At 46.8% G+C, this 20,637-nt stretch carries 22 protein-coding genes; 21 read left to right on the forward strand and 1 reads right to left on the reverse strand.

All coding sequences use genetic code 11. The features are described from left to right. The first annotated feature begins 21 nt into the window (after window positions 1-21). The 5 genes from aroK to AC4IFB_RS05370 all read left to right on the forward strand — a co-directional run bounded on the left by aroK (window position 22) and on the right by AC4IFB_RS05370 (window position 9,779). Window positions 22-543 carry a shikimate kinase AroK gene (gene aroK, locus AC4IFB_RS05350; protein WP_490777752.1) on the forward strand — a complete coding sequence of 174 codons (522 nt, stop codon included), beginning with the start codon at window positions 22-24 and terminating at the stop codon, window positions 541-543. A gap of 10 nt (window positions 544-553) precedes the next feature. After that, window positions 554-1,645 (forward strand): 3-dehydroquinate synthase, encoded by a 1,092-nt coding sequence (gene aroB / locus AC4IFB_RS05355; RefSeq protein ID WP_490777753.1) that lies wholly within the window; start codon window positions 554-556, stop codon window positions 1,643-1,645. A gap of 24 nt (window positions 1,646-1,669) precedes the next feature. Further along, on the forward strand, window positions 1,670-3,373 hold the full coding sequence (locus AC4IFB_RS05360; RefSeq protein ID WP_490779585.1) for an AAA family ATPase: 1,704 nt from the start codon (window positions 1,670-1,672) through the stop codon (window positions 3,371-3,373). Between the two features lie 311 nt (window positions 3,374-3,684). Further along, window positions 3,685-8,325 carry a glutamate synthase large subunit gene (gene gltB, locus AC4IFB_RS05365; protein ID WP_490779586.1) on the forward strand — a complete coding sequence of 1,547 codons (4,641 nt, stop codon included), beginning with the start codon at window positions 3,685-3,687 and terminating at the stop codon, window positions 8,323-8,325. A 2-nt stretch (window positions 8,326-8,327) separates the two neighbouring features. After that, a complete protein-coding gene (locus AC4IFB_RS05370; RefSeq protein ID WP_490777756.1) occupies window positions 8,328-9,779 on the forward strand; it encodes a glutamate synthase subunit beta in 1,452 nt (483 codons plus the stop codon). Between the two features lie 184 nt (window positions 9,780-9,963). Here the strand turns inward: AC4IFB_RS05370 and AC4IFB_RS05375 are convergent, their stop codons facing one another. Further along, a complete protein-coding gene (locus tag AC4IFB_RS05375) occupies window positions 9,964-10,038 on the reverse strand; it encodes a hypothetical protein (protein WP_490779604.1) in 75 nt (24 codons plus the stop codon). Here AC4IFB_RS05375 and AC4IFB_RS05380 point away from each other — a divergent pair. The 16 genes from AC4IFB_RS05380 (at window position 10,015) to AC4IFB_RS05455 (ending at window position 20,507) form a co-directional block, all read left to right on the forward strand. After that, window positions 10,015-10,383: a hypothetical protein gene (locus AC4IFB_RS05380; RefSeq protein ID WP_490779587.1), complete on the forward strand. Its 369-nt coding sequence runs from the start codon at window positions 10,015-10,017 to the stop codon at window positions 10,381-10,383. The two genes, AC4IFB_RS05375 and AC4IFB_RS05380, sit on opposite strands and share 24 nt — an antisense overlap. 289 nt (window positions 10,384-10,672) lie before the next feature. Beyond that, the gene (locus AC4IFB_RS05385) at window positions 10,673-11,086 is read left to right on the forward strand and encodes a hypothetical protein (protein ID WP_490779588.1); all 414 of its coding nucleotides are present in this window, start codon (window positions 10,673-10,675) and stop codon (window positions 11,084-11,086) included. A gap of 1 nt (window position 11,087) precedes the next feature. Then, on the forward strand, window positions 11,088-11,531 hold the full coding sequence (locus tag AC4IFB_RS05390; protein ID WP_490779589.1) for a TIR domain-containing protein: 444 nt from the start codon (window positions 11,088-11,090) through the stop codon (window positions 11,529-11,531). 79 nt (window positions 11,532-11,610) lie between these two features. After that, window positions 11,611-11,985 carry a hypothetical protein gene (locus AC4IFB_RS05395; RefSeq protein ID WP_490779590.1) on the forward strand — a complete coding sequence of 125 codons (375 nt, stop codon included), beginning with the start codon at window positions 11,611-11,613 and terminating at the stop codon, window positions 11,983-11,985. Between the two features lie 95 nt (window positions 11,986-12,080). After that, on the forward strand, window positions 12,081-12,347 hold the full coding sequence (locus AC4IFB_RS05400; protein ID WP_490779591.1) for a hypothetical protein: 267 nt from the start codon (window positions 12,081-12,083) through the stop codon (window positions 12,345-12,347). Between the two features lie 101 nt (window positions 12,348-12,448). Next, window positions 12,449-12,823: a hypothetical protein gene (locus AC4IFB_RS05405; protein ID WP_490779592.1), complete on the forward strand. Its 375-nt coding sequence runs from the start codon at window positions 12,449-12,451 to the stop codon at window positions 12,821-12,823. A gap of 72 nt (window positions 12,824-12,895) precedes the next feature. Beyond that, window positions 12,896-13,327, forward strand: coding sequence for a DUF6869 domain-containing protein (locus AC4IFB_RS05410; RefSeq protein WP_490779593.1), 432 nt, complete (start codon window positions 12,896-12,898; stop codon window positions 13,325-13,327). A 93-nt stretch (window positions 13,328-13,420) separates the two neighbouring features. Then, entirely contained in the window at window positions 13,421-14,140 is a 720-nt protein-coding gene (locus tag AC4IFB_RS05415) for a hypothetical protein (RefSeq protein WP_490779594.1), read from the forward strand. 97 nt (window positions 14,141-14,237) lie between these two features. Then, entirely contained in the window at window positions 14,238-15,185 is a 948-nt protein-coding gene (locus AC4IFB_RS05420; RefSeq protein WP_490779595.1) for a DUF4747 family protein, read from the forward strand. 1,246 nt (window positions 15,186-16,431) lie between these two features. After that, entirely contained in the window at window positions 16,432-16,581 is a 150-nt protein-coding gene (locus AC4IFB_RS05425; protein ID WP_490779596.1) for a hypothetical protein, read from the forward strand. Window positions 16,582-16,639: 58 nt separating this feature from the next. Beyond that, window positions 16,640-17,986 (forward strand): group II intron reverse transcriptase/maturase, encoded by a 1,347-nt coding sequence (gene ltrA, locus AC4IFB_RS05430; protein ID WP_490779597.1) that lies wholly within the window; start codon window positions 16,640-16,642, stop codon window positions 17,984-17,986. Between the two features lie 99 nt (window positions 17,987-18,085). Further along, on the forward strand, window positions 18,086-18,658 hold the full coding sequence (locus AC4IFB_RS05435; protein ID WP_490779598.1) for a DUF4262 domain-containing protein: 573 nt from the start codon (window positions 18,086-18,088) through the stop codon (window positions 18,656-18,658). Between the two features lie 133 nt (window positions 18,659-18,791). Continuing rightward, entirely contained in the window at window positions 18,792-19,085 is a 294-nt protein-coding gene (locus AC4IFB_RS05440; RefSeq protein ID WP_490779599.1) for a hypothetical protein, read from the forward strand. A gap of 162 nt (window positions 19,086-19,247) precedes the next feature. Continuing rightward, entirely contained in the window at window positions 19,248-19,514 is a 267-nt protein-coding gene (locus AC4IFB_RS05445; RefSeq protein ID WP_490779600.1) for a ribbon-helix-helix protein, CopG family, read from the forward strand. Continuing rightward, window positions 19,511-19,792 carry a type II toxin-antitoxin system RelE/ParE family toxin gene (locus AC4IFB_RS05450; RefSeq protein WP_490779601.1) on the forward strand — a complete coding sequence of 94 codons (282 nt, stop codon included), beginning with the start codon at window positions 19,511-19,513 and terminating at the stop codon, window positions 19,790-19,792. The genes AC4IFB_RS05445 and AC4IFB_RS05450 overlap by 4 nt, the downstream gene beginning before the upstream one ends. A gap of 70 nt (window positions 19,793-19,862) precedes the next feature. Continuing rightward, window positions 19,863-20,507 (forward strand): hypothetical protein, encoded by a 645-nt coding sequence (locus tag AC4IFB_RS05455; protein ID WP_490779602.1) that lies wholly within the window; start codon window positions 19,863-19,865, stop codon window positions 20,505-20,507. Window positions 20,508-20,637: the final 130 nt, after the last annotated feature.

Genomic DNA, 20,637 nt, shown 5'->3' on the forward strand with positions numbered 1-20,637 from the left:
CTTCGGTTTATCAATGATTGTATGCATGTTCAAAACCTATTTCTAATCGGCCCCATGGGAGCTGGAAAGACCACTGTCGGACGACAGCTGGCCGAATATTTCCGAAAGGAGTTTATCGACTCCGATCAGGAAATACAGCGCCGAACGGGTGTTGATATTCCAACCATATTTGAGTTTGAAGGAGAAAAGGGCTTTCGCTTACGTGAACAAGAGGTGATCAACGAATTAACGGCAAGAGACGGGATTGTTCTGGCGACTGGTGGTGGGGCAGTGACCAACGAGGAGAATCGTAAAGTCTTGTCATCAAGGGGTTTAGTGATCTATCTGCACTGTACTGTAGAGCAGCAGTATGAGAGAACCCACAGAGATAAGAATCGTCCGCTGCTTCAGACTGATGACCCCAAGTCGAAATTGAAATCACTGATGGAGGAACGGGATCCTCTCTATCGACAGACCTCTGATATATTGGTCAGTACTGAGGGCAGGAACACCCAGGCCGTGGTTCAGGATATACGTAAACAGATCATTTCACTTAATTCGTAGGATTTAAGCCTTGAGTAACTATGAAAAACGATTGGATGTCGATTTAGGCGACAGAAGTTATCCAATTTTCATTGGCGAAGGTCTCTATGCCGACAGAGACCACTACCGAGAAGCGATTCCAGGGCGTCAGGTTATGGTGGTGAGCAATGAAACAGTAGCACCGCTCTATCTGCAGAAAACCATTGATGCACTGGCTGACTATGAGGTGGCGACCTCTATTCTGCCTGATGGTGAACAGTATAAAACCCTGGATATGGTGAATCGTATTTATACTGCTTTGCTTGAGCATCGCTTCACCCGTCAATCCACGCTCATCGCTTTGGGTGGCGGCGTGATTGGCGATATGACCGGTTTCGCTGCGGCAACCTATCAACGTGGTATTCATTTTATTCAGGTGCCAACGACGCTGTTAGCCCAGGTCGACTCTTCTGTCGGGGGTAAGACGGGTGTAAATCATAAGCTGGGAAAAAATATGGTTGGCGCCTTCTATCAGCCTCGGTTGGTGCTGGCAGACACCGCGACATTGAAAACCCTTGATGACAGGCAGTTTTCATCGGGTTTGGCTGAGATAATCAAGTATGGACTGATCGTCGATGAGCCGTTTTTCAGTTGGCTTGAAGAGAACATGGATGGCCTGCTGGCACGAGATCCAGCTTTATTGGCCCATGCCATTCAGGTCTCATGCCGATGTAAGGCTGATGTTGTTGAGGCTGACGAAAAAGAGGCCGGTCAGCGTGCATTGCTTAATCTGGGTCATACCTTTGGGCATGCTATAGAAACTGGAATGGGCTATGGAGAGTGGCTGCATGGTGAAGCTGTAGGAACAGGGATGTGTATGGCCGCCGATCTATCCCTTAGACTCGGCTGGTTTTCACAGCAGTCGTTTGATCGTACGATTCGTCTCATAGAGCGGGCTAAGTTGCCTGTGAATCCACCTAGAGAACTGACACCAGCACGCTTTCTTGAATTGATGGCAGTTGATAAAAAAGTTGTGGATGGACAGTTGAGGCTTGTTCTTCTTAAAGAAATCGGCCAATCTTTGGTCACTGATGATTTCGATAGAGAGTTGTTAGAGCAAACCTTAGTGCATTATTCTAATTGATCTCATTTTTTTGCGGGGACAATAGTGTCTGATTCCAATGAGTTCTTTTCTACACCAGAAGTTAGCGCTCACCTCGATCTCGTTCGTCATCTAATCGAGAACAGTGAGCTGGTGCCGTTGGTCAGAGGGCCGGCGGGTATTGGCAAATCTCTTTTAGCATCCAGACTCCAGCAGTCAGCGCCGGAGAATTGGGTTGTATGCCATTTTTCTGCTGAACCAACCTTGCAGCCTGAGCGTCTACTTGCATTTATTGCGCGTTGTAGTGGCTTGCCTGATATTGCAGGAGACCTGATGCAGCGTCTCGCTGATCGCTTTGAGGTTTTGAGGAAAAGAGGTCGGGTTCCCGTCTTACTGATTGACGATGCGCAAATGCTTCCGCCAACCAGCCTGATGACCCTGCTGCGTCTGTTTGAGCGTCAGGTGGAAGGTGCAAGATTGGTCAGTATCGTCCTGTTCGCTGATGAGCAGATTGATCTGCTGCTTTCAACACCTCAGCTGCAGGTGATGACGCCACAAGCGATACAGGCCATCGACATGCCTGCACTGACTCTGCAGGAGGCAACTGGCTTCATGCACTTTGTATTGAAGAGTGAGGGGTTGTCTGAGCAATTTTACCTGGATGAGACAAAATTAAGCCGGTTACATCGGGAGACAGGAGGGGTTCCGGGGCGGTTAGCAAATGAAATCCTGAATGAGATTGGACAACTAGGCAGCGCAAGTCAGCCTTTTCTCAGTGTTTACAGAAAGCAGCTTGTCACGATTGGCGTACCCATTCTCTCCATTATTCTGATACTGCTACTGTTTCAGGGTCCGATCAACTCACTGTTTGACCCGTCTGAGGTAGAGCAGAACCCAACCGCAGCTGTCACAGGGCAGGAAAGCAGTCAGATTGTCCTGCCATCACCAGAGGAAGCCGTTAGCAGTAATGATGCGCAACAGCCAGATGAAGTAGACACAACTGCACAAGCTGAGCTTGTCGATACCCAAGCTGAGAGCGACTCTGGCGCTGATTTGCTACCCTCACTACCTGAAACTCCGGTTGGAGATGTGGATCTCGCAAGTAATAAGGCAGTTGAAACTCTGGTAGAGGAGCCGGTAATCGATCCGGTACCGATAGAGTCGCCCCTGGCTGAGGATCTGCCACCGCAAACCATCGATATCCCTGAGGCGGAAGAAGAGTCGCTGCAAGTGGCGGCAGAAGAGATACGTCTAGCAGAGCAGGTGACTCCTGTCGAAGAGCCAGATGCAGGTGCTGTGAGTGGCGCTCAGTCCCCAGAATCTACAGAAGTTGTTGGCCTGGCTGCTGAAGCGGTGGAGCCAGAAATAGCAGATGAAATTCCATCCCAGATAGAGAGTAAAGCGACTGAAAATTTGGCCGAGGTGACTCTACCGCCTATAGAGACACCGACAAAACCGGTACAAAAAGATCAGCTTACCCTGTCCATGGAGTGGGCGCATGAACAGCCACCTCAAAACTATACGCTTCAATTAATAGCTGTTGAAAATATCGCCTCGCTTTCACGGTTCATTAAGTTAAATAACCTCGTCAATCAAGTGTTTACAGTGAAAACGCAAAGAAAAGGCTTGCCTTGGTATGCACTTGTCTGGGGCAGCTTTGAAAGTCGGGAGCAGGCATTGAAGGCACAAACACAACTTCCGCTGGCGGTACAAAAAAGTGGCGTTTGGGCGAGAACTTTCTCATCTCTGACCGGCCCGCCGGGTGGCTGATAGTGCTGAACTCAACAATTCACTGCTTTGCGGGTTTGGATTCCAGATTGCCATGGTATGCGGCAGGGTATTTCAGCGCCATGAAGGTGTAATCTAAGAGTCCGAATAGCGGTTTTTTTAGGATAGTGAATCTGTTGGATTAATGAAAAAAGCCTCAGGCTCTAGATTGAGAGGCATTTCTCAAGTATCCTGCAAGGTTCTGTGACACTTGGCGGCTTAATTCGCCGTTGTGACTTCCTTATTTTAGGTTATATGCATGACCTTTGGCGTGATTGGTATCCGCCAAGGGCGGGCAAAATGAGGTTTGTGAAATGAGCCATGGTGCTTTACCACCAAAACAGGGACTCTATGATCCCGCAAATGAACACGATGCCTGTGGTGTCGGCTTTGTTGCCAATATCAAAGGGGTTAAAAGCTATGAAACAGTCCGACAGGGGTTGGAAATACTGGAGCGGCTTACCCATCGTGGTGCTGTAGGCGCGGATCCCAAAGCTGGGGATGGTGCTGGAATTCTGCTTCAGATTCCGGATGCCTTTTTTCGTGCTGAGATAGATTTCGATCTGCCGGAGAGTGGTGATTACGCCATTGGTATGGCCTTTTTGCCGCAAAACAGCGGCAGCCGCACAGCGGCTGAAGAGATCATCGAATCTTTTATAGCATCGGAAGGACAAAAGCTACTTGGCTGGCGTGATGTGCCTGTGAGTAACACCGATCTTGGCTACAGTGTCATTCCCACGGAACCTGTGATTAAACAGATTTTTGTTGGGCGTGGAGAGGAGTGTGCAGATCAGGATGCCTTCGAGCGTAAGCTGTTTGTTATTCGCAAACAGATAGAAAACAAGATCGAACAGTCTGAAATGGAGGGTAGCAGTGACTTCTACTTCACCTCTTTTTCATCCAGAACAGTGGTCTACAAGGGTATGTTGCTGGCTGATCAGGTGGGCGATTACTACCTGGATCTTAAGGATGAGCGGATGGTTTCAGCCTTGGCTCTGGTGCATCAACGCTTCTCCACCAATACCTTTCCGACCTGGGATCTTGCCCACCCGTTCCGCATGATTGCCCATAACGGCGAGATCAACACACTGCGCGGCAATGTCAACTGGATGCGGGCACGCAAAAACTCCATGGCTTCCGATGTGCTGGGAGATGATCTTGAGAAGATCTGGCCATTGATTCCAGAGGGTCAGTCCGACTCAGCTTGCTTCGACAATGCTTTGGAGCTCTTGGTGGCGGGCGGTTATAGCCTTGCTCAGGCGATGATGATGCTGATTCCAGAAGCCTGGGGTGGCAACAAACAGATGGATGAGCAGCGGCGCGCTTTTTATGAATATCATGCCGCGCTGATGGAGCCTTGGGATGGCCCGGCAGCTGTTGCCTTTACCGATGGTCGTCAAATTGGTGCGACCCTGGATCGCAATGGTCTGCGCCCTGCCCGCTATCTGATCACCGAAGATGACTTGGTGGTGATGGGTTCGGAAATGGGTGTATTGGACATACCGGAAGAGAAGATTGTTAAAAAGTGGCGTCTGCAACCCGGAAAGATGTTTCTTATCGATCTGGATCAGGGGCGGATCATTGACGACGCCGAGATAAAATCTGAACTCTCCAAGGCACAACCCTATCAGGACTGGCTTGATCAGACCCAGATCCACATGGATTCACTCCCTTCAGATGTAGCGCCAATGGCACCTAACGATGAAGATCTGCTGGATGCCCAACAGGCTTTCGGATACAGCCAGGAGGATATCAAGTTCCTGCTGACACCGATGGTACTGACAGGACAGGAGGCAACCGGTTCGATGGGCGCGGACAATCCGCCCTCTGTGTTGTCACTGAGAGCGAAGCATCTCTCAACTTACTTCAAACAGAATTTTGCCCAGGTGACCAACCCACCGATCGATCCGATTCGTGAGGAGCTGGTGATGTCTCTGGTAAGCCTGATCGGGCCCAGGCCCAATCTGCTGAATCTGGCTGATGCAGGCGAACATATGCGCCTCGAGGTCAGTCAGCCCGTGCTTACCAACGAGGATCTGGAACGCATACGCCACATTGAGGACAATACCGGTGGTGCCTTCCGTACCAAAACCCTGGATATCATCTATCCGATAAAAAATGGCGCCAAAGGCATGAAGCCTGCGTTGAAGGTTCTCTGTGAGCTGGCGGAAAATAAAGTCAGAGAGGGCTACAACATCCTCATCCTCTCCGATCGTAAAGTGGATGCAGACAACGTAGGCATTCCTGCTCTATTAGCCACTTCAGCGATACACCACCATCTGATCCGAAAAGGGTTGCGCACCGAATCCGGTCTGGTACTGGAAACAGGTGGCGCATTGGAAATACACCACTTTGCCACATTGGCTGGCTATGGTGCCGAGGCCGTCAACCCATACCTGGCCTTCGATACGATTCAGGCGTTGTTGCCCAATCTGCCAGAGTCACTGTCCTTCCCGGATGCTCAACATCGCTATATCAAAGCCATTGGCAAGGGTCTGAAGAAGGTGATGTCGAAGATGGGCATCTCAACCTATCAATCCTACTGTGGCGCGCAGATTTTTGACGCCATAGGGCTTTCCAGTCAGTTTGTGGATGACTTCTTCACCGGTACCACAACGACCATTGAAGGCGCTGGAATGAGTGAGGTCGCAGCTGAAGCCGTGAAGTGGCATGACAAGGCCTATGGCGATCAGCAGATCTATAAAAAGCATCTCGATGTGGGTGGGGATTATGCCTATCGACTGCGGGGTGAAGACCATAACTGGACACCTCAGACCATTGCCAATCTGCAGCATGCTGTGCGCAGTAATGATTGGAATACCTACCAGACTTTTGCCGATGCGGTTAACACTCAGAATGAGATCCTGCTGACACTGCGTGGGCTTTTTGAGTTCAAACGGGCTGATCAGCCATTGTCATTGGATGAAGTGGAGCCTGCGAGTGAGATCGTTAAGCGTTTCGCAACTGGGGCGATGTCCTTTGGTTCAATCTCTTACGAAGCCCATTCAACGCTGGCCAAAGCGATGAATCAGATCGGTGGCAAGTCCAACACCGGTGAAGGTGGTGAGGAGCCTGAAAGGTTCAACCCGCTCCCGGACGGATCAAGAAATCCCGAGCGATCTGCGATCAAGCAGGTCGCCTCAGGACGTTTCGGCGTCACCACTGAATATCTGGTCAACGCCGATGATATTCAGATCAAGATGGCACAGGGTGCAAAGCCAGGGGAAGGTGGACAACTGCCTGGCCATAAAGTCAATCAGCAGATTGCCCGGGTGCGACACTCCACACCAGGCGTGGGTCTGATTTCGCCACCGCCCCATCATGATATCTACTCAATCGAGGATCTGGCTCAGTTGATCCACGATCTGAAAAACGTCAATCCAAAAGCGCGTATATCAGTCAAGCTTGTCTCTGAGGTGGGTGTGGGTACCGTGGCAGCTGGGGTATCAAAGGCCCATGCAGATCACGTCACCATCTCTGGGTATGATGGTGGCACCGGGGCGAGTCCTCTCACATCGATCAAACATGCTGGCTCACCCTGGGAGATCGGTCTGGCAGAGACACATCAGACCCTGGTGTTGAACAGACTGCGTGGACGTATTGCAGTTCAGGCTGACGGCGGAATGAGAACAGGCCGGGATGTGGTGATTGCAGCGCTGTTAGGTGCTGATGAGATCGGATTTGCAACCGCACCACTGATCGCAGAAGGGTGTTTGATGATGCGCAAATGCCATCTCAATACCTGTCCTGTTGGTATTGCCACCCAAGACCCCGAATTGCGTAAACGTTTTACCGGTACGCCTGATCATGTGATCAACTACTTCTTCTTTGTAGCAGAAGAAGCTCGACGCCTGATGGCAGAGCTCGGCTTTAAGAGCTGGAATGAGATGGTCGGGCAGAGTGATCGCCTGGATATGCGCAAAGCGATCAACCACTGGAAGGCCAAAGGTCTCGATTACAGCCGTCTGCTGCAAAAACCTGAGGCAGCTGATGGAGTGGCTATTTTCAACAGCGAAACCCAGGATCATGGACTCGACAAAGCCATGGATCTGAAACTCATAGAGCTGGCCAAGCCGGCTCTGGAGTCAGCTGAGGCGGTGAAGATCGATATCGACATTCACAACTACAACCGTACATTCGGCGCCATGCTCTCTGGCCGGGTTGCTGAGAAATATGGTCTCGCCGGTTTGACTGACGACACTATCTATATCAAGGTCAAAGGGACCGCAGGCCAATCCTTCGGCGCCTGGCTGGCAAAAGGTATCACTGTCGAATTGGCCGGTGAAGGTAATGACTATGTCGGCAAGGGTCTCTCCGGGGGACGTTTGGTTATCTATCCACCAGAAGAGTCTGCTATCGGCAAAGCGGAAGAGAACATCATTGTGGGTAACACCGTGTTGTACGGTGCCATCAAAGGCGAGTGCTATTTCCGCGGTGTCGGTGGTGAACGTTTTGGTGTGCGTAACTCTGGCGCCACTGCGGTTATCGAAGGCGTGGGAGACCACGGCTGTGAATATATGACAGGTGGTGTCGTGGTTTGTCTGGGTTCAACCGGTCGAAACTTCGCAGCAGGTATGTCCGGGGGTATTGCCTATGTTCTCGACGAGGAGGGGGACTTCGGCGATCGTTGTAACCTTGCTCAGGTTGAACTGGAGCCGATAGAGGCAGAGGATCAGGCCCTGGAAGACCTGGATCACCAGGGTGGGGATCTGGAGACGCACGGCATGGTGGATCTGAGCCATGACATGACCCGTTACGATGATTTGCGTTTAAAACAGCTGGTTGAACGCCACTTGCACTACACCAACTCCGCAGTAGCGAAAAGGGTTCTGGATAACTGGGAAACCATGCTACCGAAGTTTGTGAAGGTCATGCCGGTTGAATATCGACGTGCATTGAAAGAGATGCAGGCAAAAAAGAGTGATGGCTCAGCAGCAAGCCATGGGGGTCGCTAATCATGGGTAAGCCAACAGGATTTAAAGAGATCGATCGTCAGGACCGGACCTATGCTCCGGTGGCAGACAGAGTCACACACTACAGTGAATTCGTTATTCCCTTGAGTGATGATAATGTCAGTCAACAGGGTGCGCGCTGCATGGATTGCGGAATCCCTTTCTGCCATCAGGGTTGCCCTGTCAACAACATCATCCCGGACTGGAACGATCTGGTCTATCGGGGTGATTGGCGAGCTGCAATCGACGTGCTGCACAGCACCAACAACTTTCCTGAATTCACCGGTCGCATCTGTCCCGCACCCTGCGAGGCATCCTGCACCCTGAATCTAGATGACAGCCCGGTAACGATCAAAACCATCGAGTTCAGCATTATCGAGAAGGCCTGGAATGAAGGATGGGTCAAGCCCCAGATTGCCGATCACAAGAGTGGCAAAAGGGTTGCTGTGGTCGGATCAGGCCCGGCGGGCATGGCAGCAGCTCAGCAACTTGCCAGAGCGGGTCATGCGGTCGTGCTCTATGAAAAGCAGAATCGAATCGGTGGTTTACTGCGTTACGGCATTCCCGATTTCAAGCTCGACAAAAAGATCATCGACCGCCGCATGGCTCAGATGCGAACAGAAGGTGTGGAATTCAAGACCAGCATCAACATTGGTGTCGATCTTCCAGGCAAGCAGTTGATCGATGATTTTGACGCCGTTGTGCTGACTGGCGGTTCCGAAAAGCCCCGCGATCTTTCGATTCCAGGCCGCGAGTTAAATGGTGTGCACTTCGCAATGGATTTCCTGCGCAGTAACAGCCATAAAGTACAGGGCGACCAGGTAGATGACTTTATCTCCGCTAACGGAAAACATGTCGTAGTAATCGGTGGTGGTGATACCGGATCAGATTGTATCGGTACATCACATCGACACGGCGCTGCGTCAGTAACCCAGTTAGAGATACTGCCCCAACCTCCTGAAAAAGAGGAAAAGGGCACCACATGGCCTAACTGGCCCAATAAAATGCGCACCTCCAGCTCCCAGGAAGAGGGGTGTGATCGCATGTGGCAGGTGGCGACCAAGAACTTCATCGATGATGGCAACGGAAATCTGGCCGGAGTTCTCTGCGTAAAGGTTGAGTGGGAGAAGGATTCCGCCGGCAACTGGAAAATGACAGAAGTCGCCGGTTCCGAATTTGAACTCAAAGCCGACCTGGTCACCCTGGCAATGGGATTTGTTCATCCCGTACATGAAGGCCTGCTGGAAGAGCTGGGCGTTGATCTGGATAACCGGGGTAACGTCAAGGCGGCCACCGAGGGAGGATCAGCCTACAAAACTTCCATCGATGGCGTTTACGCTGCAGGTGACATGCGTCGGGGTCAATCCCTGGTCGTATGGGCCATCCGTGAGGGCCGTCAATGCGCCCGCGCAGTGGACGAGTACCTGATGGGAACCACCGACCTGCCTTTGTGGTAATGCATAGTCTGCCCGGGTTCTCTACCCGGGCATGCCGTCACTGATTTAACATCCCTGGGTTTTGATTGATGCGCTCATTTAAGGTGCGTTAGATCGCCCGTTGTTCTGTTATTTCCTTCAATATCTCCTAGGGGCTGTCCAGTACATTAGATTCCAGAAACCTTGCGTTGAAGCGTTAAATGTTCTAGAAAGGAACAACATCAGTTTCAGCACAATCGCAGGGATACTTCTCTTTATGGAAATAGAGAAACCGGTTGATCCATCCGAGATAGCAGCGCTCGGTGTTGCTCGAATAGTCGGGGAGTCTGGTTACAACAAGAAATTTCCGATTCTAATCAGGGAAGTTCTTCCCCAAATGGTTTTTTGGATCTTCCACCGTCTTAAGAATCATCTCATAAGTGCGGGTAATCGTAGGGTGGCTCTTTTCAAGAGCCTGCTACCCGGTAGACCAGTTTGCCCAGTCAAAGTAACTTCTCCAGGGCAGCTTCAAGATGTGGCAGATCAACAATCGAAGGGCATCGACCTTTTGACGGAATTGCCAGCTATTATTATTGGTATCTTTCCAGTGCGTTCAAGCCAGTCAGTAACACTCTTATCGAAATGAGATCTGAGTCCTACATTGGGATGATCAGCCAGAAAAGCTTCAATATGGCGTCGATACCAGGGGATAGACTTTGGGGGAATACGGAAATATTAAAGTATCTTTGCACAATTTCGCCAAAATTAGCGATCTTCGGAAGATTCCATGCGTATTATAACTCTAAAGTCTGTCCTTCTATGCTTGAGAACATTTATAGTACATATGGCGTCATAAGACAATATATGTGCCGGCGTCATAAGTCGTTTTATGAGCCGTCCACATAATCCACTGTTAGGGCCTCAAGGAGTCCAATATGGAAGCGAAATTAAAGCACCTCGAGATGACGCAAGGGATAATAAATAGAATGGCTGGAAACTCCTTCCTTCTAAAAGGTTGGAGTGTGACTTTAATCTCCGCTCTATTTGCGCTAGCCGCCAAAGACTCAAATCAGCTCTTTCTATATTTAGCATATTTTCCTTGCGTAGCATTTTGGAGTTTAGATGGCTACTTTCTTTGGCAGGAGAGAATGTACAGAAAGCTATATCAGGACATTGCAAAGAAAAGCGAAGAATCAATTGATTTCGACATGAACGCAACCAAATTTAAAGATGAAGTAGATTCATGGTTTTCGATTTGCTTCTCAACAACTCTAAAATTGTTTCATGGTGTCATATTTGGAGTAATAGTTTTAATAATGCTAATAATCATTTTTAAAGGGAGTGTGTAAGATGGCCAGAAGAACTTTTTTTAGTTTTCATTACAAACACATATGGAAAGTAAACCAAATCAGAAGTATGCCAAATATAACAGGTACTGCTGCTGCTGGTTTTCAAGATGCCTCTCTTTGGGAGGAATCCAAGAAAAAAGGAAGAAAGCATATAGAAAGCATGATAGATAAAGGTTTAGAAAATACGACAGTAACCGTTGTGCTAATAACTGAAGGCGCAGCGAACAGAGAATATATAAATTACGAGATAGATCAATCTCTCGCGCGGGGAAATGGCTTGGTAGCCGTTCAGATTCACCACTTAAACGACCCTAACGTATCTGGTAATTCTCCTGGAGCCATTCCCTCAAAAATAAAATCAAATGGGTTTAAAGCTTACAAGTACACAAACAAAGAAGCATTGGCTAAGTGGATTGAAGAGGCAGCTAAAATTGCTGGAAAGTAAAAGCCCTAACAAAGCCATCAATTTGACCGCCTTACGCTACGCTTCAGGCGGCAAATTATGGCGGCGTTAGGTGAATATAATGGATGATATAACTGCAATTGAAGAAGATATTACGCACATTGAAGTTGCATCAGTAAATTTCGATCAATGGATACTTACTATTGCTCTCAGGGCTTACGCTAAAGATCAATCGGTAAAAGGCATGGTTCACGTTATATTTAAAGGTGTCCGTGGTTTTCGATACCTCGACGAAGGAGATATGCTCAATTACCCCTTCCCGGAAAATTGTACAAGGAATTATGTTCAGGGAGTTAACCAAGAGGGGTGGTCACAGCAAGAAGCTGAGTTCGGAAATATAGTCACGTCAGGTCACACCGAGTATCTTGTTGCTACTAACAATGAGTGTTTGTCCGTTATGGCATATAAAGAACCTGTGGTTATCAAAGAACTATGAATAAATCACCTAACCAGGCGCTCAAATGGAAGCTCCGCCACTACGCGCCTCCGCTCCATTTAGCGCAGCGTTATGCGTAAAAAAGAGAAGGGAAAGTGTATTCGTTATTGATGAGAGTAAGTACTTTCTTTACTGGCCTTATTATTGCCGGCTTGGCTTTAATAGTCTGGGCTCAATCTGAGTTGGAAATATGGAATATCTTATTTATCGTGGTTTTTCTGCCTATTGGAATATGGTTTGTCGTTGCATCTATATTGCCGCATAAACCAACACATGATGTTATCTGTGATACTGCATTAAGCGCAGGGTTGCTTGAGTTACCCATTAAATTAGTCGCTGCAATATGGGTGAGCGCAAACTAATGAATGCAAGTAAATTCTTGATGCATAGAACACATAACCATCGGCACCAGTGGATGCTCGCTATCGCTCGCCCCACTGAGCCGGGCCGTTAGAGAAGAATAATGGAAATCCATGAAGAAAGGCCAAGAGGAATATCTATCATAGCTGCTCTTTTCTTGCTGACAGCATGCTGGAATGTATATAGAGGTATTATTGGTGACTTTAAGCTTTGGTATGTATTAATTGGTGTTGGTGTTTTGCAATTAATATTAGGAGCAATGTTCTATGGTTTACAGAAAAAAGCATATTACATTGTCTCTGCGATAAATATTGGTGCGCTATTTACATCTGCATTATTTATAGTGAAAGGGACTGTGCAATATTTTCAGTCGGATGTTGCTGTATTAGAGATAATTCTGTTTATCCCTCCGCTTATTATTTCTTGGTGGATACTTACATATTTAAAGCAAGCTAACGTTAAAGCTTTATTCCAATGAATGTACCAACAATCTCTAAAAATGAATAACTAGACACGGGGTCTAGTTAATAAAGCTGTTATGCATGAAATCATGGATATAGAGAAAGAAAAAGATTTGGTAGATGCTTGGTTAACTGCTAATAGGGCTGGTGGTTCCTCTCCAATCTATGAAGCAAATTGGTGGGCCATAGAAGCATTTATGGAGTTGCCCAAAGAAGATCCGGAGCTTTTATGGAAATTGATACTTATTGCTCTTGAAAAAGAGGAAGATTTAAAAGTTATGGATTTGTTAGCGGCAGGGCCATTTGAAGATCTTATGTGTCAATATGGAGAGAAGCTAATAGATCGAGTGGAAGAGGAAGCAGAAAACAACCCCAAGTTTATCCCTTTTATGCAGGGTGTATTGCTATCTTCCGAAGATACAACTGTATGGAAAAGGTTCTATGAGCTGGCTGGTATTGAACCACCTTTTCCTGAAGACTTCCGGCCAATCGAAGAATACGAAAGGTCAAAGAAATCATGATCGAGTGCGAGGTTGTGCATAACCAGGCCATCAAATCCGACGCTCGTTCCTCGCGCGGTTTATGGCAACGTTATAAGCAAGAAGGTGAATTTTATGACAGACGAAGAAGAAACTTCATTAGTTGAGTTAATAAAAGATCGAAATACTAAAACACCTGTCGAGCACATTTTAAATGTATTAAAAGCTGGATTAGCTACAGCCCCATTTCTTGGCGGTATTGCATCCTTGATGACTGATTACATACCCAATTCAAAGCAAGCTAGACTCGAAGAATTTGCGACAAAAGTAGCCGGAGACCTTAGCAATTTACAAGATCAAATCGATGACAGTTTGATACTTACAGATGAGTTCGCTTATGTTTTTGAAAAGTGTTTTCGGGGTGCGGCAGAACATTATCAATCCGAAAAATTAGATTCATTTAGGGGAATATTAATCAACTCTGCGTTAGGTGTTGCACCTCCAGAGTCAGAAAAAGAGTATTTTTTAAATCTAGTGAATACTCTATCTGCTTTACACATAAAGATTTTAAAGTTCGTAGCTAGGCCAGATGAATATCTCGAGCAAAATGGAATACCGCAAGAGAGAATAACTGGAGGATTCTCTAGGATTTTCCCAATAGCAATTCCAGATGTAACTATTGAGGTAATAAAATCTGCATTTGGTGAATTGTATCAATATGGTTTAATTAATACTGATAAATCAGTATTTACCCTAATGACAACAGGGCAAGGTTTAGATTTATTAGGTCACGGAGGCCGTGTAACTGATTTTGGGCATCAATTTATAGATTTTTGTAGTTCACCATGTGGTTAGCTTATAACCAGCAGCTCCAGCGGACGCTGGCGCTATCGCGCCACCCCCCGCTGAGCTTGATCGTTATGGCAGGTAATAAAAACAAGGGTGGATCATTTTGAAAAGGAAATTTAATTTTGACCTTTATAGACTGAATGTCGTGGATGTTGAGGATTTGTTTGTTGATACAGATATTCTTCGTATCAGGGGAGACGACGATTTATTTGAAATAATAGAGAAGGCTTGCATTCCTGAATTCGATGAAGAACAAGAAACACGAAATGCAAGGTATAAATGGAGTCTTCGGTATTTTGAGAATTACTCAAGCATCTTGCCAGGAAGAAATGTACTGTCTGTAGTACTAGCCAGGTCTATCCTTGAGAAGGATGGCCTAATTGTTACAGATGATGGAATATCCTCAGGGTCTTCCATGTCCAATCCTCCCTTGGCATCAACAATGATATTGTTTTTCGATATGCAACGCCATCTTGTGGCCGTAGAGCATTCTGGAGAAATATCTCAAGTTGCGTGGAAAGACTTCGTTGAAAAAATAATGGCCAATGTTGCACTATCTTTGGATAAAGCATCAGAAATCAAGCTCGAGCCAGTTCCTGAGAAGCATAAAATTCTTTCTTTGTTCAGAAGTTTCGACCGCCTTACTCGTATTAAAGCAACCTTGAGGATACCAAACCCTGAACTATCTCGTTATACACAAGATCTTTTTAATGATCTCAAACAAAGTGATATCAGGGAGTATAGTCAGGATATGAAAAATCCAAACGGACTTTCTAAAAGTGAAAGTGCCAGGCCATTTGCAACTGCAGCGCTTGCCCAGCAAGGTTATAAAGATGGTGACGTTCAAATGGAGGGGTATAGAGATGATAGTTTTGAGAAAGTTATTTCTAGCTCAACGGCAACTAGAGGATCAATTGATAGCTTGAAAGATTTTGTGCGCGGTCTAAAGGCAAATGCAAAAGCCAAAGAAACACATACTGTACTCTCGGAAATAACAAAAGAAATAGATAGAATTCATCCCATCGAGTTAAATGCTAGTGATGAAGCTTAAACTAACTATTTTGTGGGCATATATTTCTGAGATTGCTTTAAGCACTTTAATCGTTGGCGCTCTTTTTGTGTTTTATGATGTAAAATTAATAGCAGAGTTTATTCGTTCGTCCGCTTCTGATTTTGCCTCTTATTTCTCAGTAATTATGTTAGCTGGTTCAATTGGTTTTTTCTGGACATTCTATTCAAGATCAGATACGGCGTTTTCGCAGTGGCTTTATGAGAAAAATGCATATAACGTATACTTGTCAGCGTACATAGCAGCAATCATAATCTATACTGTACTGTCTATAATGCTACTCCTGACAAATAAGATAGATAATGTATATTTATCCATCATAACTTTATGGTGTCTAGTCCTCGGAATCATAAACGCATACACGTTTATCAAAAATATTGTCGATCAGTTGAGGTTGAATATGGAGTTTAATCATAGGCATATCAAAAAGCCATAACAATCACATGCACTCGGACAGCAAAAAGCGCCGCGCCTCGTTCCTCGTCGCTCTGCTTTTTACTGCCGGTGATGTGGGGCGTTAGGTTGATGAATAAATGACCGGGATTAGCTATTTTAGGTACGCATTAAAGGATGGATTTCTCATTGTACTTGCTGTGCTGCAATTAATTACTTTTATAACCATGATGTTCCTTTTTGTTAAATACATTCCTTGGCTAACATCACATGAGATGGGTAAATTAAGTATGTACGAGTCATATACTGAGCAGCCGCCGGAGTGGGCTAATTCATTTAGTGTTAATCATGGTGATTTTTATTTCTATAAAGAGAGCCCTAAAAATAATAGATCTAAATTCTTTCTAATTATTGCTAGTCTCTTAGTCGGTTGGTTATTTTTGCTAGGTAGTGGTGTATATGCAAAAAAACGCATTAAATATAATGCGCAGTCAAGGCAACCTAACCAGCCCATCAAGCCGACGCGATAAACCTGCGCGGCTTATGGGTAACGTGTGTGCCGGGCATGGCACGAAACTAGAGAGGTGAAAGTCCTCTCACCAGGTATTCGCAGAGCCGAAGGTTAGAAGAAGGGCAAGGGCGTCATCGCGAGGTGGGGTCTGGAGGAAGCCCAATTCAAAACTGCGGGGCGACGTACAGGAACCGGATCTGAGGTGTGGTACACCTGGGACGAGCTGGCACGTGACAGCGAAGTCCTCCCTCTGCGCATGGGGTGTGCTTTATAAATCCGGCGTCTACGCAGGGAAAGTTTCGTGTCTTACCCCGGGAGGTCTGCATGTTGTACAAGGAAGCACTGATGGCGAAGCAATTCGGCATGACCGACATGCAGAAGTCAGCAGAGGGCATAGTAGTGAGGGAACAGGCAGAGCTATTTAGGCACTCCAGGCGAAAGCGGGAGCAACAGACAAGCCGAGCCGCAACGTGAACCCATGAAGGCCCGAACGGTTCCCGAAAGGGATTAAATGAAGCGAGTAGTTATTCGAATGACGAGACAGGATATTGCATCAGAAAAGCAGCCCCGGCTGTCCCTCGAAAGAGGGGATGAAATCCTGCCTGGGGAAAAGAAAGAAGACGCTCCGGTCATCCGCGATCCATTGATGGAACGCGTACTCGACAGGGCCAACCTGTTTGCGGCCCTAAAACGGGTAACCCAAAACAAAGGCAGTGCGGGCATCGACGGCATGCGCCTCGATGAACTACCGATGTACCTCAAGGCACATTGGCCACGCATACGGCAGGAACTCCTCAATGGCAACTACAAACCGCAACCGGTCAAGCGGGTAAAGATCCCCAAGCCCGGTGGCGGCGAACGCCATCTTGGCATACCTACCGTACTCGACAGGCTGATTCAGCAAGCCTTGCTGCAAGTCATCCAACCGGAGTGGGACGGAAGCTTCTCCCATTCCAGCTACGGTTTCAGACCGGGCCGATCGGCCCATCAAGCCATTGCCCAAGCGCAAAGCCATATCAAGGACGGCTATCGCTGGGTAGTGGACATGGATCTGGAGAAATTCTTCGACCGGGTAAACCACGACAAGTTAATGTGTCGTGTGAAGCACCGCATCGAAGACCGGCGCGTACTGAAACTGATCAACGGATACCTCAAGGCAGGGGTAATGACGGGCGTCCAGGTGGAGCCTTCGCAAGAAGGTACGCCGCAGGGCGGACCGCTGTCCCCGCTGTTGGCGAATCTGTTGCTGGACGACCTGGACAAGGAACTGGAGTGCCGAGGCCACCGCTTTGTTCGCTACGCCGATGACTGTAATATCTACGTCAGAAGCCGGCGCGCGGGTGAGCGCGTACTGGAAAGCCTAACCCGCTTTCTGGAACGCAAACTCAAGCTAAGCGTCAACCAGAGCAAAAGCGCGGTAGACCGGCCCTGGCGCCGAAGCTTTCTCGGAATCACCTTCAGCTACCGGGGTGGAATACGCACCAAGGTCAGCGTCAAGGCCGAGAAAGCGCTCAAGGAGAAGGTACGCCACCTGACCCGTCGCACCCGAGGCCACAGTTTGCGACAAGTTATCGCCGAACTGCGCAAATACCTGCTCGACTGGAAAGCCTACTATGGTATCTGTGAGGTGAAGCGGCCTTTCGCAGAGCTGGACAAATGGATACGCAGGCGACTGCGCAGCTATGCTTGGAAGCAATGGGGACGATCAGGATACCGGCAGCTCAGGAAGCTGGGGATAGATGTGCGTTTGGCTTGGAATACAGCCAAATCGGCTCATGGACCCTGGCGGCTGAGCAAGAGTCCTGCACTGAACTACGGAATGCCCACGTCGTACTTTCTGGGCTTGGGGTTGCCTCTCCTGTGGGAAGGCAATAGATGACTCAATCAACCGAACCGCCGTGGTACGTGATCCGTATGCCCGGTGGTGTGGGAGGAGAGGGGCTGTAAGGCTCCTCCCTATCCCGATTAGGGCAACACCATGATCAAGAAATTATTTTTTTCGATATTGTTTACAGTTGCTACTATACAAGCGCAAGGGGGAGAGAATATGTTTATGGAGGCGGTGCCAAGTGATTTTTCCGTTCCGGTACCAGAAGGCGAGTACGATAAAAAATTATTGGCTCAAATTGATAAAGTTGGGTGGCATAACATACACGTTGCAGAGGAGAATGGAGCGCCCGCCTTCGCGTTCTCATTAGGCCATTTTCATAAGCATAATCATCCAGAAATTATTGTCATAGGTTTACCCGCTGAAACGGCTCATCAACTGCTCAATATTGCCGTTGTAAAAATTGTTGGAGCTAAAGAGGAAATTGAGCCTTTCAAAAAATATGATGATTTTACCGAGGGGTTGTCTATAGCTTTTATTCCGGTTGACCTTGAGCATTACGGCGAATATATGGGCTATGCAAATTGGTATTATGGGTCAATGCCTAAACCTTACCCAGTGGTACAAATGGTTTGGCCTGATAAGGAAGGTAAATACCCTTGGGAGGCAGGCTATGATAAAAGGTTTTTACAGTTACAACCAATATTGGGGCCCATGCCCTAACAAAGTTGTCAAATTGACAATTTTTCCGTCGCTCCTTTTTGTGCTTAGTAGCACAAACGGGCTCCTCCAAAACTGCAATTTACAACGGCGTTACTCAATCTCAATGAAATAGTGGCACCAGCAGTTAAACCAAATGCATTATGAATTTATTTTAAGTAAGTGCACGACTTTAGAGGCCATGGTTTTATGGCTGAATCTAGGAATCATGGTTGTTGCAATGATAGGCTTTGGCATGATGGTCGTTAATATTAATAATAGAAATCTTAACTTCTTATATATGCTTAGCATTGGTGCTTTGTTAATGTTTTTTCCTGCTCGTCAAGAAAGGTTAGGAATCTTAGGAAGAAGAATATTCTTTATTAGTGTTTTTACATTTATGTTTCTTTCTTACATTATTTCTAAATCAAATATGTGCTCAGGTACTTAATCAACATCGAAGTTATGCATAACCATCGCATCAAATTCGCTCCCTTCGGTCGCCGGACGCTCATACCTCGCGCTGTTTATGTGGGCCGTTATAAATTCTCCTAGCCCTTTCTCTCTCACTGTACTAATATGTAATACAAATCACTACACCCAGGGTGGTCTCATGAGTATTACAAGTATCCGGCTTACTGACGATGTTGATAAGCCTCTAGAATCTTTGGCTAAAAAGCTCGATAGGAGCAAAAACTATCTAATAAATCAAGCAATTAAGGAGTTTTTAGTAAAGCAGTCTCTTGAGGACTCTAGGTGGCAAGATACCCTTGAGGCACTTGAATCCATTAAAGCGGGTAAGTCCCTTGACGAAGCAGATGTTAATGCCTGGCTCAATAGTTGGGGTACAGGCGCCAGAAAATCCCCGCCTCAAGTATGAAGGTTAAATATTCACCGGAATCAATCGAAGACCTTCAACGAGTTGTCGAATTCATAGAGAATAAGAATCCTTATGCTGCTCGTAGAGTTGCTATCGACATTCAAGAGGGTGTCCAAAAGCTAAAAGGTTTTCCTCTAATTGGTTTGCCAGTGCTTAAAGCCTCTGATCCAGAGAAAATTAGAGATCTCTACATAGGCCAATATACTATTCGCTATTTAGTCGCTAGTGAGATCATTTTTATATTAAGAATTTGGCATGCCAAAGAGAATGAAAAATAATTATAACAAACCGTTCAAACTTGACGCCAAAAAATGGCGCAATTTAGCGGGGCGTTAGTTTCTAGGGAGAATGGACATCGACTTTTCAAATATACCTCTAGCTCCAATCGCAACTGTAGTGGCAGCGTTAATTACAGCGCTTATCGCCTTTGTTAATTTAACGCTAAGTAAGGAACAAAAAACGTCCGAATTTAGGCAAGCGTGGATAGACGGATTACGAAATGATCTGGCAATATTTTTTTCATCAGCTCGAGCGCTTTGTAGAGTAATGCAAGAAGCCCGAAGTCATAATGCAACAGATGAAGACGTTATGGGTTTTCGATTTAGTAAAGAGCAAGTGGGAAAAATGCGTTTTGAAGGTGCTGAAGCTTTGTACCGTATAAAGCTCAGGCTAAATCAAAATGAAGCGGAGCATACAGAATTAAATAGATTGTTAGATGTGGCAACAAACACCCAGAATCAAGTAAATATAGAAAAAGGTACAGATTACACCGAGGCAATTAATGCTATTGAACGCGCATCTTCTTATTCACAAGGTATTTTGAAGGGGGAATGGGAACGAGTTAAGCGTGGAGAACAGTCGTTTCGAGTTACGAAGAATTGGGTAATGCCCATAATCATGGTAATTTCCTTAGCGTTTATATCAATATTGTTGTTCAATTCGGGCGAAACTAACAAGTCAATGCAGCCGACCGCTAAAGCGTCGGCTGATTGAAGCGTTAGGCACAAAATGGAAACGATCTCTGAAAGTGAAGTGTTTTTCCTTGTGGCATTGAGCGCATCAGAAGAATCATCGCTCAAAGAGCTCAGGTGGGACCTCGAAAAATGGAACTGTGACGACATTG

Source organism: Candidatus Thiodiazotropha sp. AKIB8, from assembly GCF_058244675.1.

Bases quoted from the DNA above. Each gene is read 5' to 3' on its own strand.
- aroK (WP_490777752.1), top strand. From the start codon at position 22: ATGCATGTTCAAAACCTATTTCTAATCGGCCCCATGGGAGCTGGAAAG.
- gltB (WP_490779586.1), top strand. From the start codon at position 3,685: ATGAGCCATGGTGCTTTACCACCAAAACAGGGACTCTATGATCCCGCA.
- AC4IFB_RS05370 (WP_490777756.1), top strand. From the start codon at position 8,328: ATGGGTAAGCCAACAGGATTTAAAGAGATCGATCGTCAGGACCGGACC.
- AC4IFB_RS05380 (WP_490779587.1), top strand. From the start codon at position 10,015: ATGGAAATAGAGAAACCGGTTGATCCATCCGAGATAGCAGCGCTCGGT.
- AC4IFB_RS05385 (WP_490779588.1), top strand. From the start codon at position 10,673: ATGGAAGCGAAATTAAAGCACCTCGAGATGACGCAAGGGATAATAAAT.
- AC4IFB_RS05390 (WP_490779589.1), top strand. From the start codon at position 11,088: ATGGCCAGAAGAACTTTTTTTAGTTTTCATTACAAACACATATGGAAA.
- AC4IFB_RS05395 (WP_490779590.1), top strand. From the start codon at position 11,611: ATGGATGATATAACTGCAATTGAAGAAGATATTACGCACATTGAAGTT.
- AC4IFB_RS05405 (WP_490779592.1), top strand. From the start codon at position 12,449: ATGGAAATCCATGAAGAAAGGCCAAGAGGAATATCTATCATAGCTGCT.
- AC4IFB_RS05410 (WP_490779593.1), top strand. From the start codon at position 12,896: ATGGATATAGAGAAAGAAAAAGATTTGGTAGATGCTTGGTTAACTGCT.
- AC4IFB_RS05415 (WP_490779594.1), top strand. From the start codon at position 13,421: ATGACAGACGAAGAAGAAACTTCATTAGTTGAGTTAATAAAAGATCGA.
- AC4IFB_RS05425 (WP_490779596.1), top strand. From the start codon at position 16,432: ATGTTGTACAAGGAAGCACTGATGGCGAAGCAATTCGGCATGACCGAC.
- ltrA (WP_490779597.1), top strand. From the start codon at position 16,640: ATGACGAGACAGGATATTGCATCAGAAAAGCAGCCCCGGCTGTCCCTC.
- AC4IFB_RS05435 (WP_490779598.1), top strand. From the start codon at position 18,086: ATGATCAAGAAATTATTTTTTTCGATATTGTTTACAGTTGCTACTATA.
- AC4IFB_RS05440 (WP_490779599.1), top strand. From the start codon at position 18,792: ATGCATTATGAATTTATTTTAAGTAAGTGCACGACTTTAGAGGCCATG.
- AC4IFB_RS05445 (WP_490779600.1), top strand. From the start codon at position 19,248: ATGAGTATTACAAGTATCCGGCTTACTGACGATGTTGATAAGCCTCTA.
- AC4IFB_RS05450 (WP_490779601.1), top strand. From the start codon at position 19,511: ATGAAGGTTAAATATTCACCGGAATCAATCGAAGACCTTCAACGAGTT.
- AC4IFB_RS05455 (WP_490779602.1), top strand. From the start codon at position 19,863: ATGGACATCGACTTTTCAAATATACCTCTAGCTCCAATCGCAACTGTA.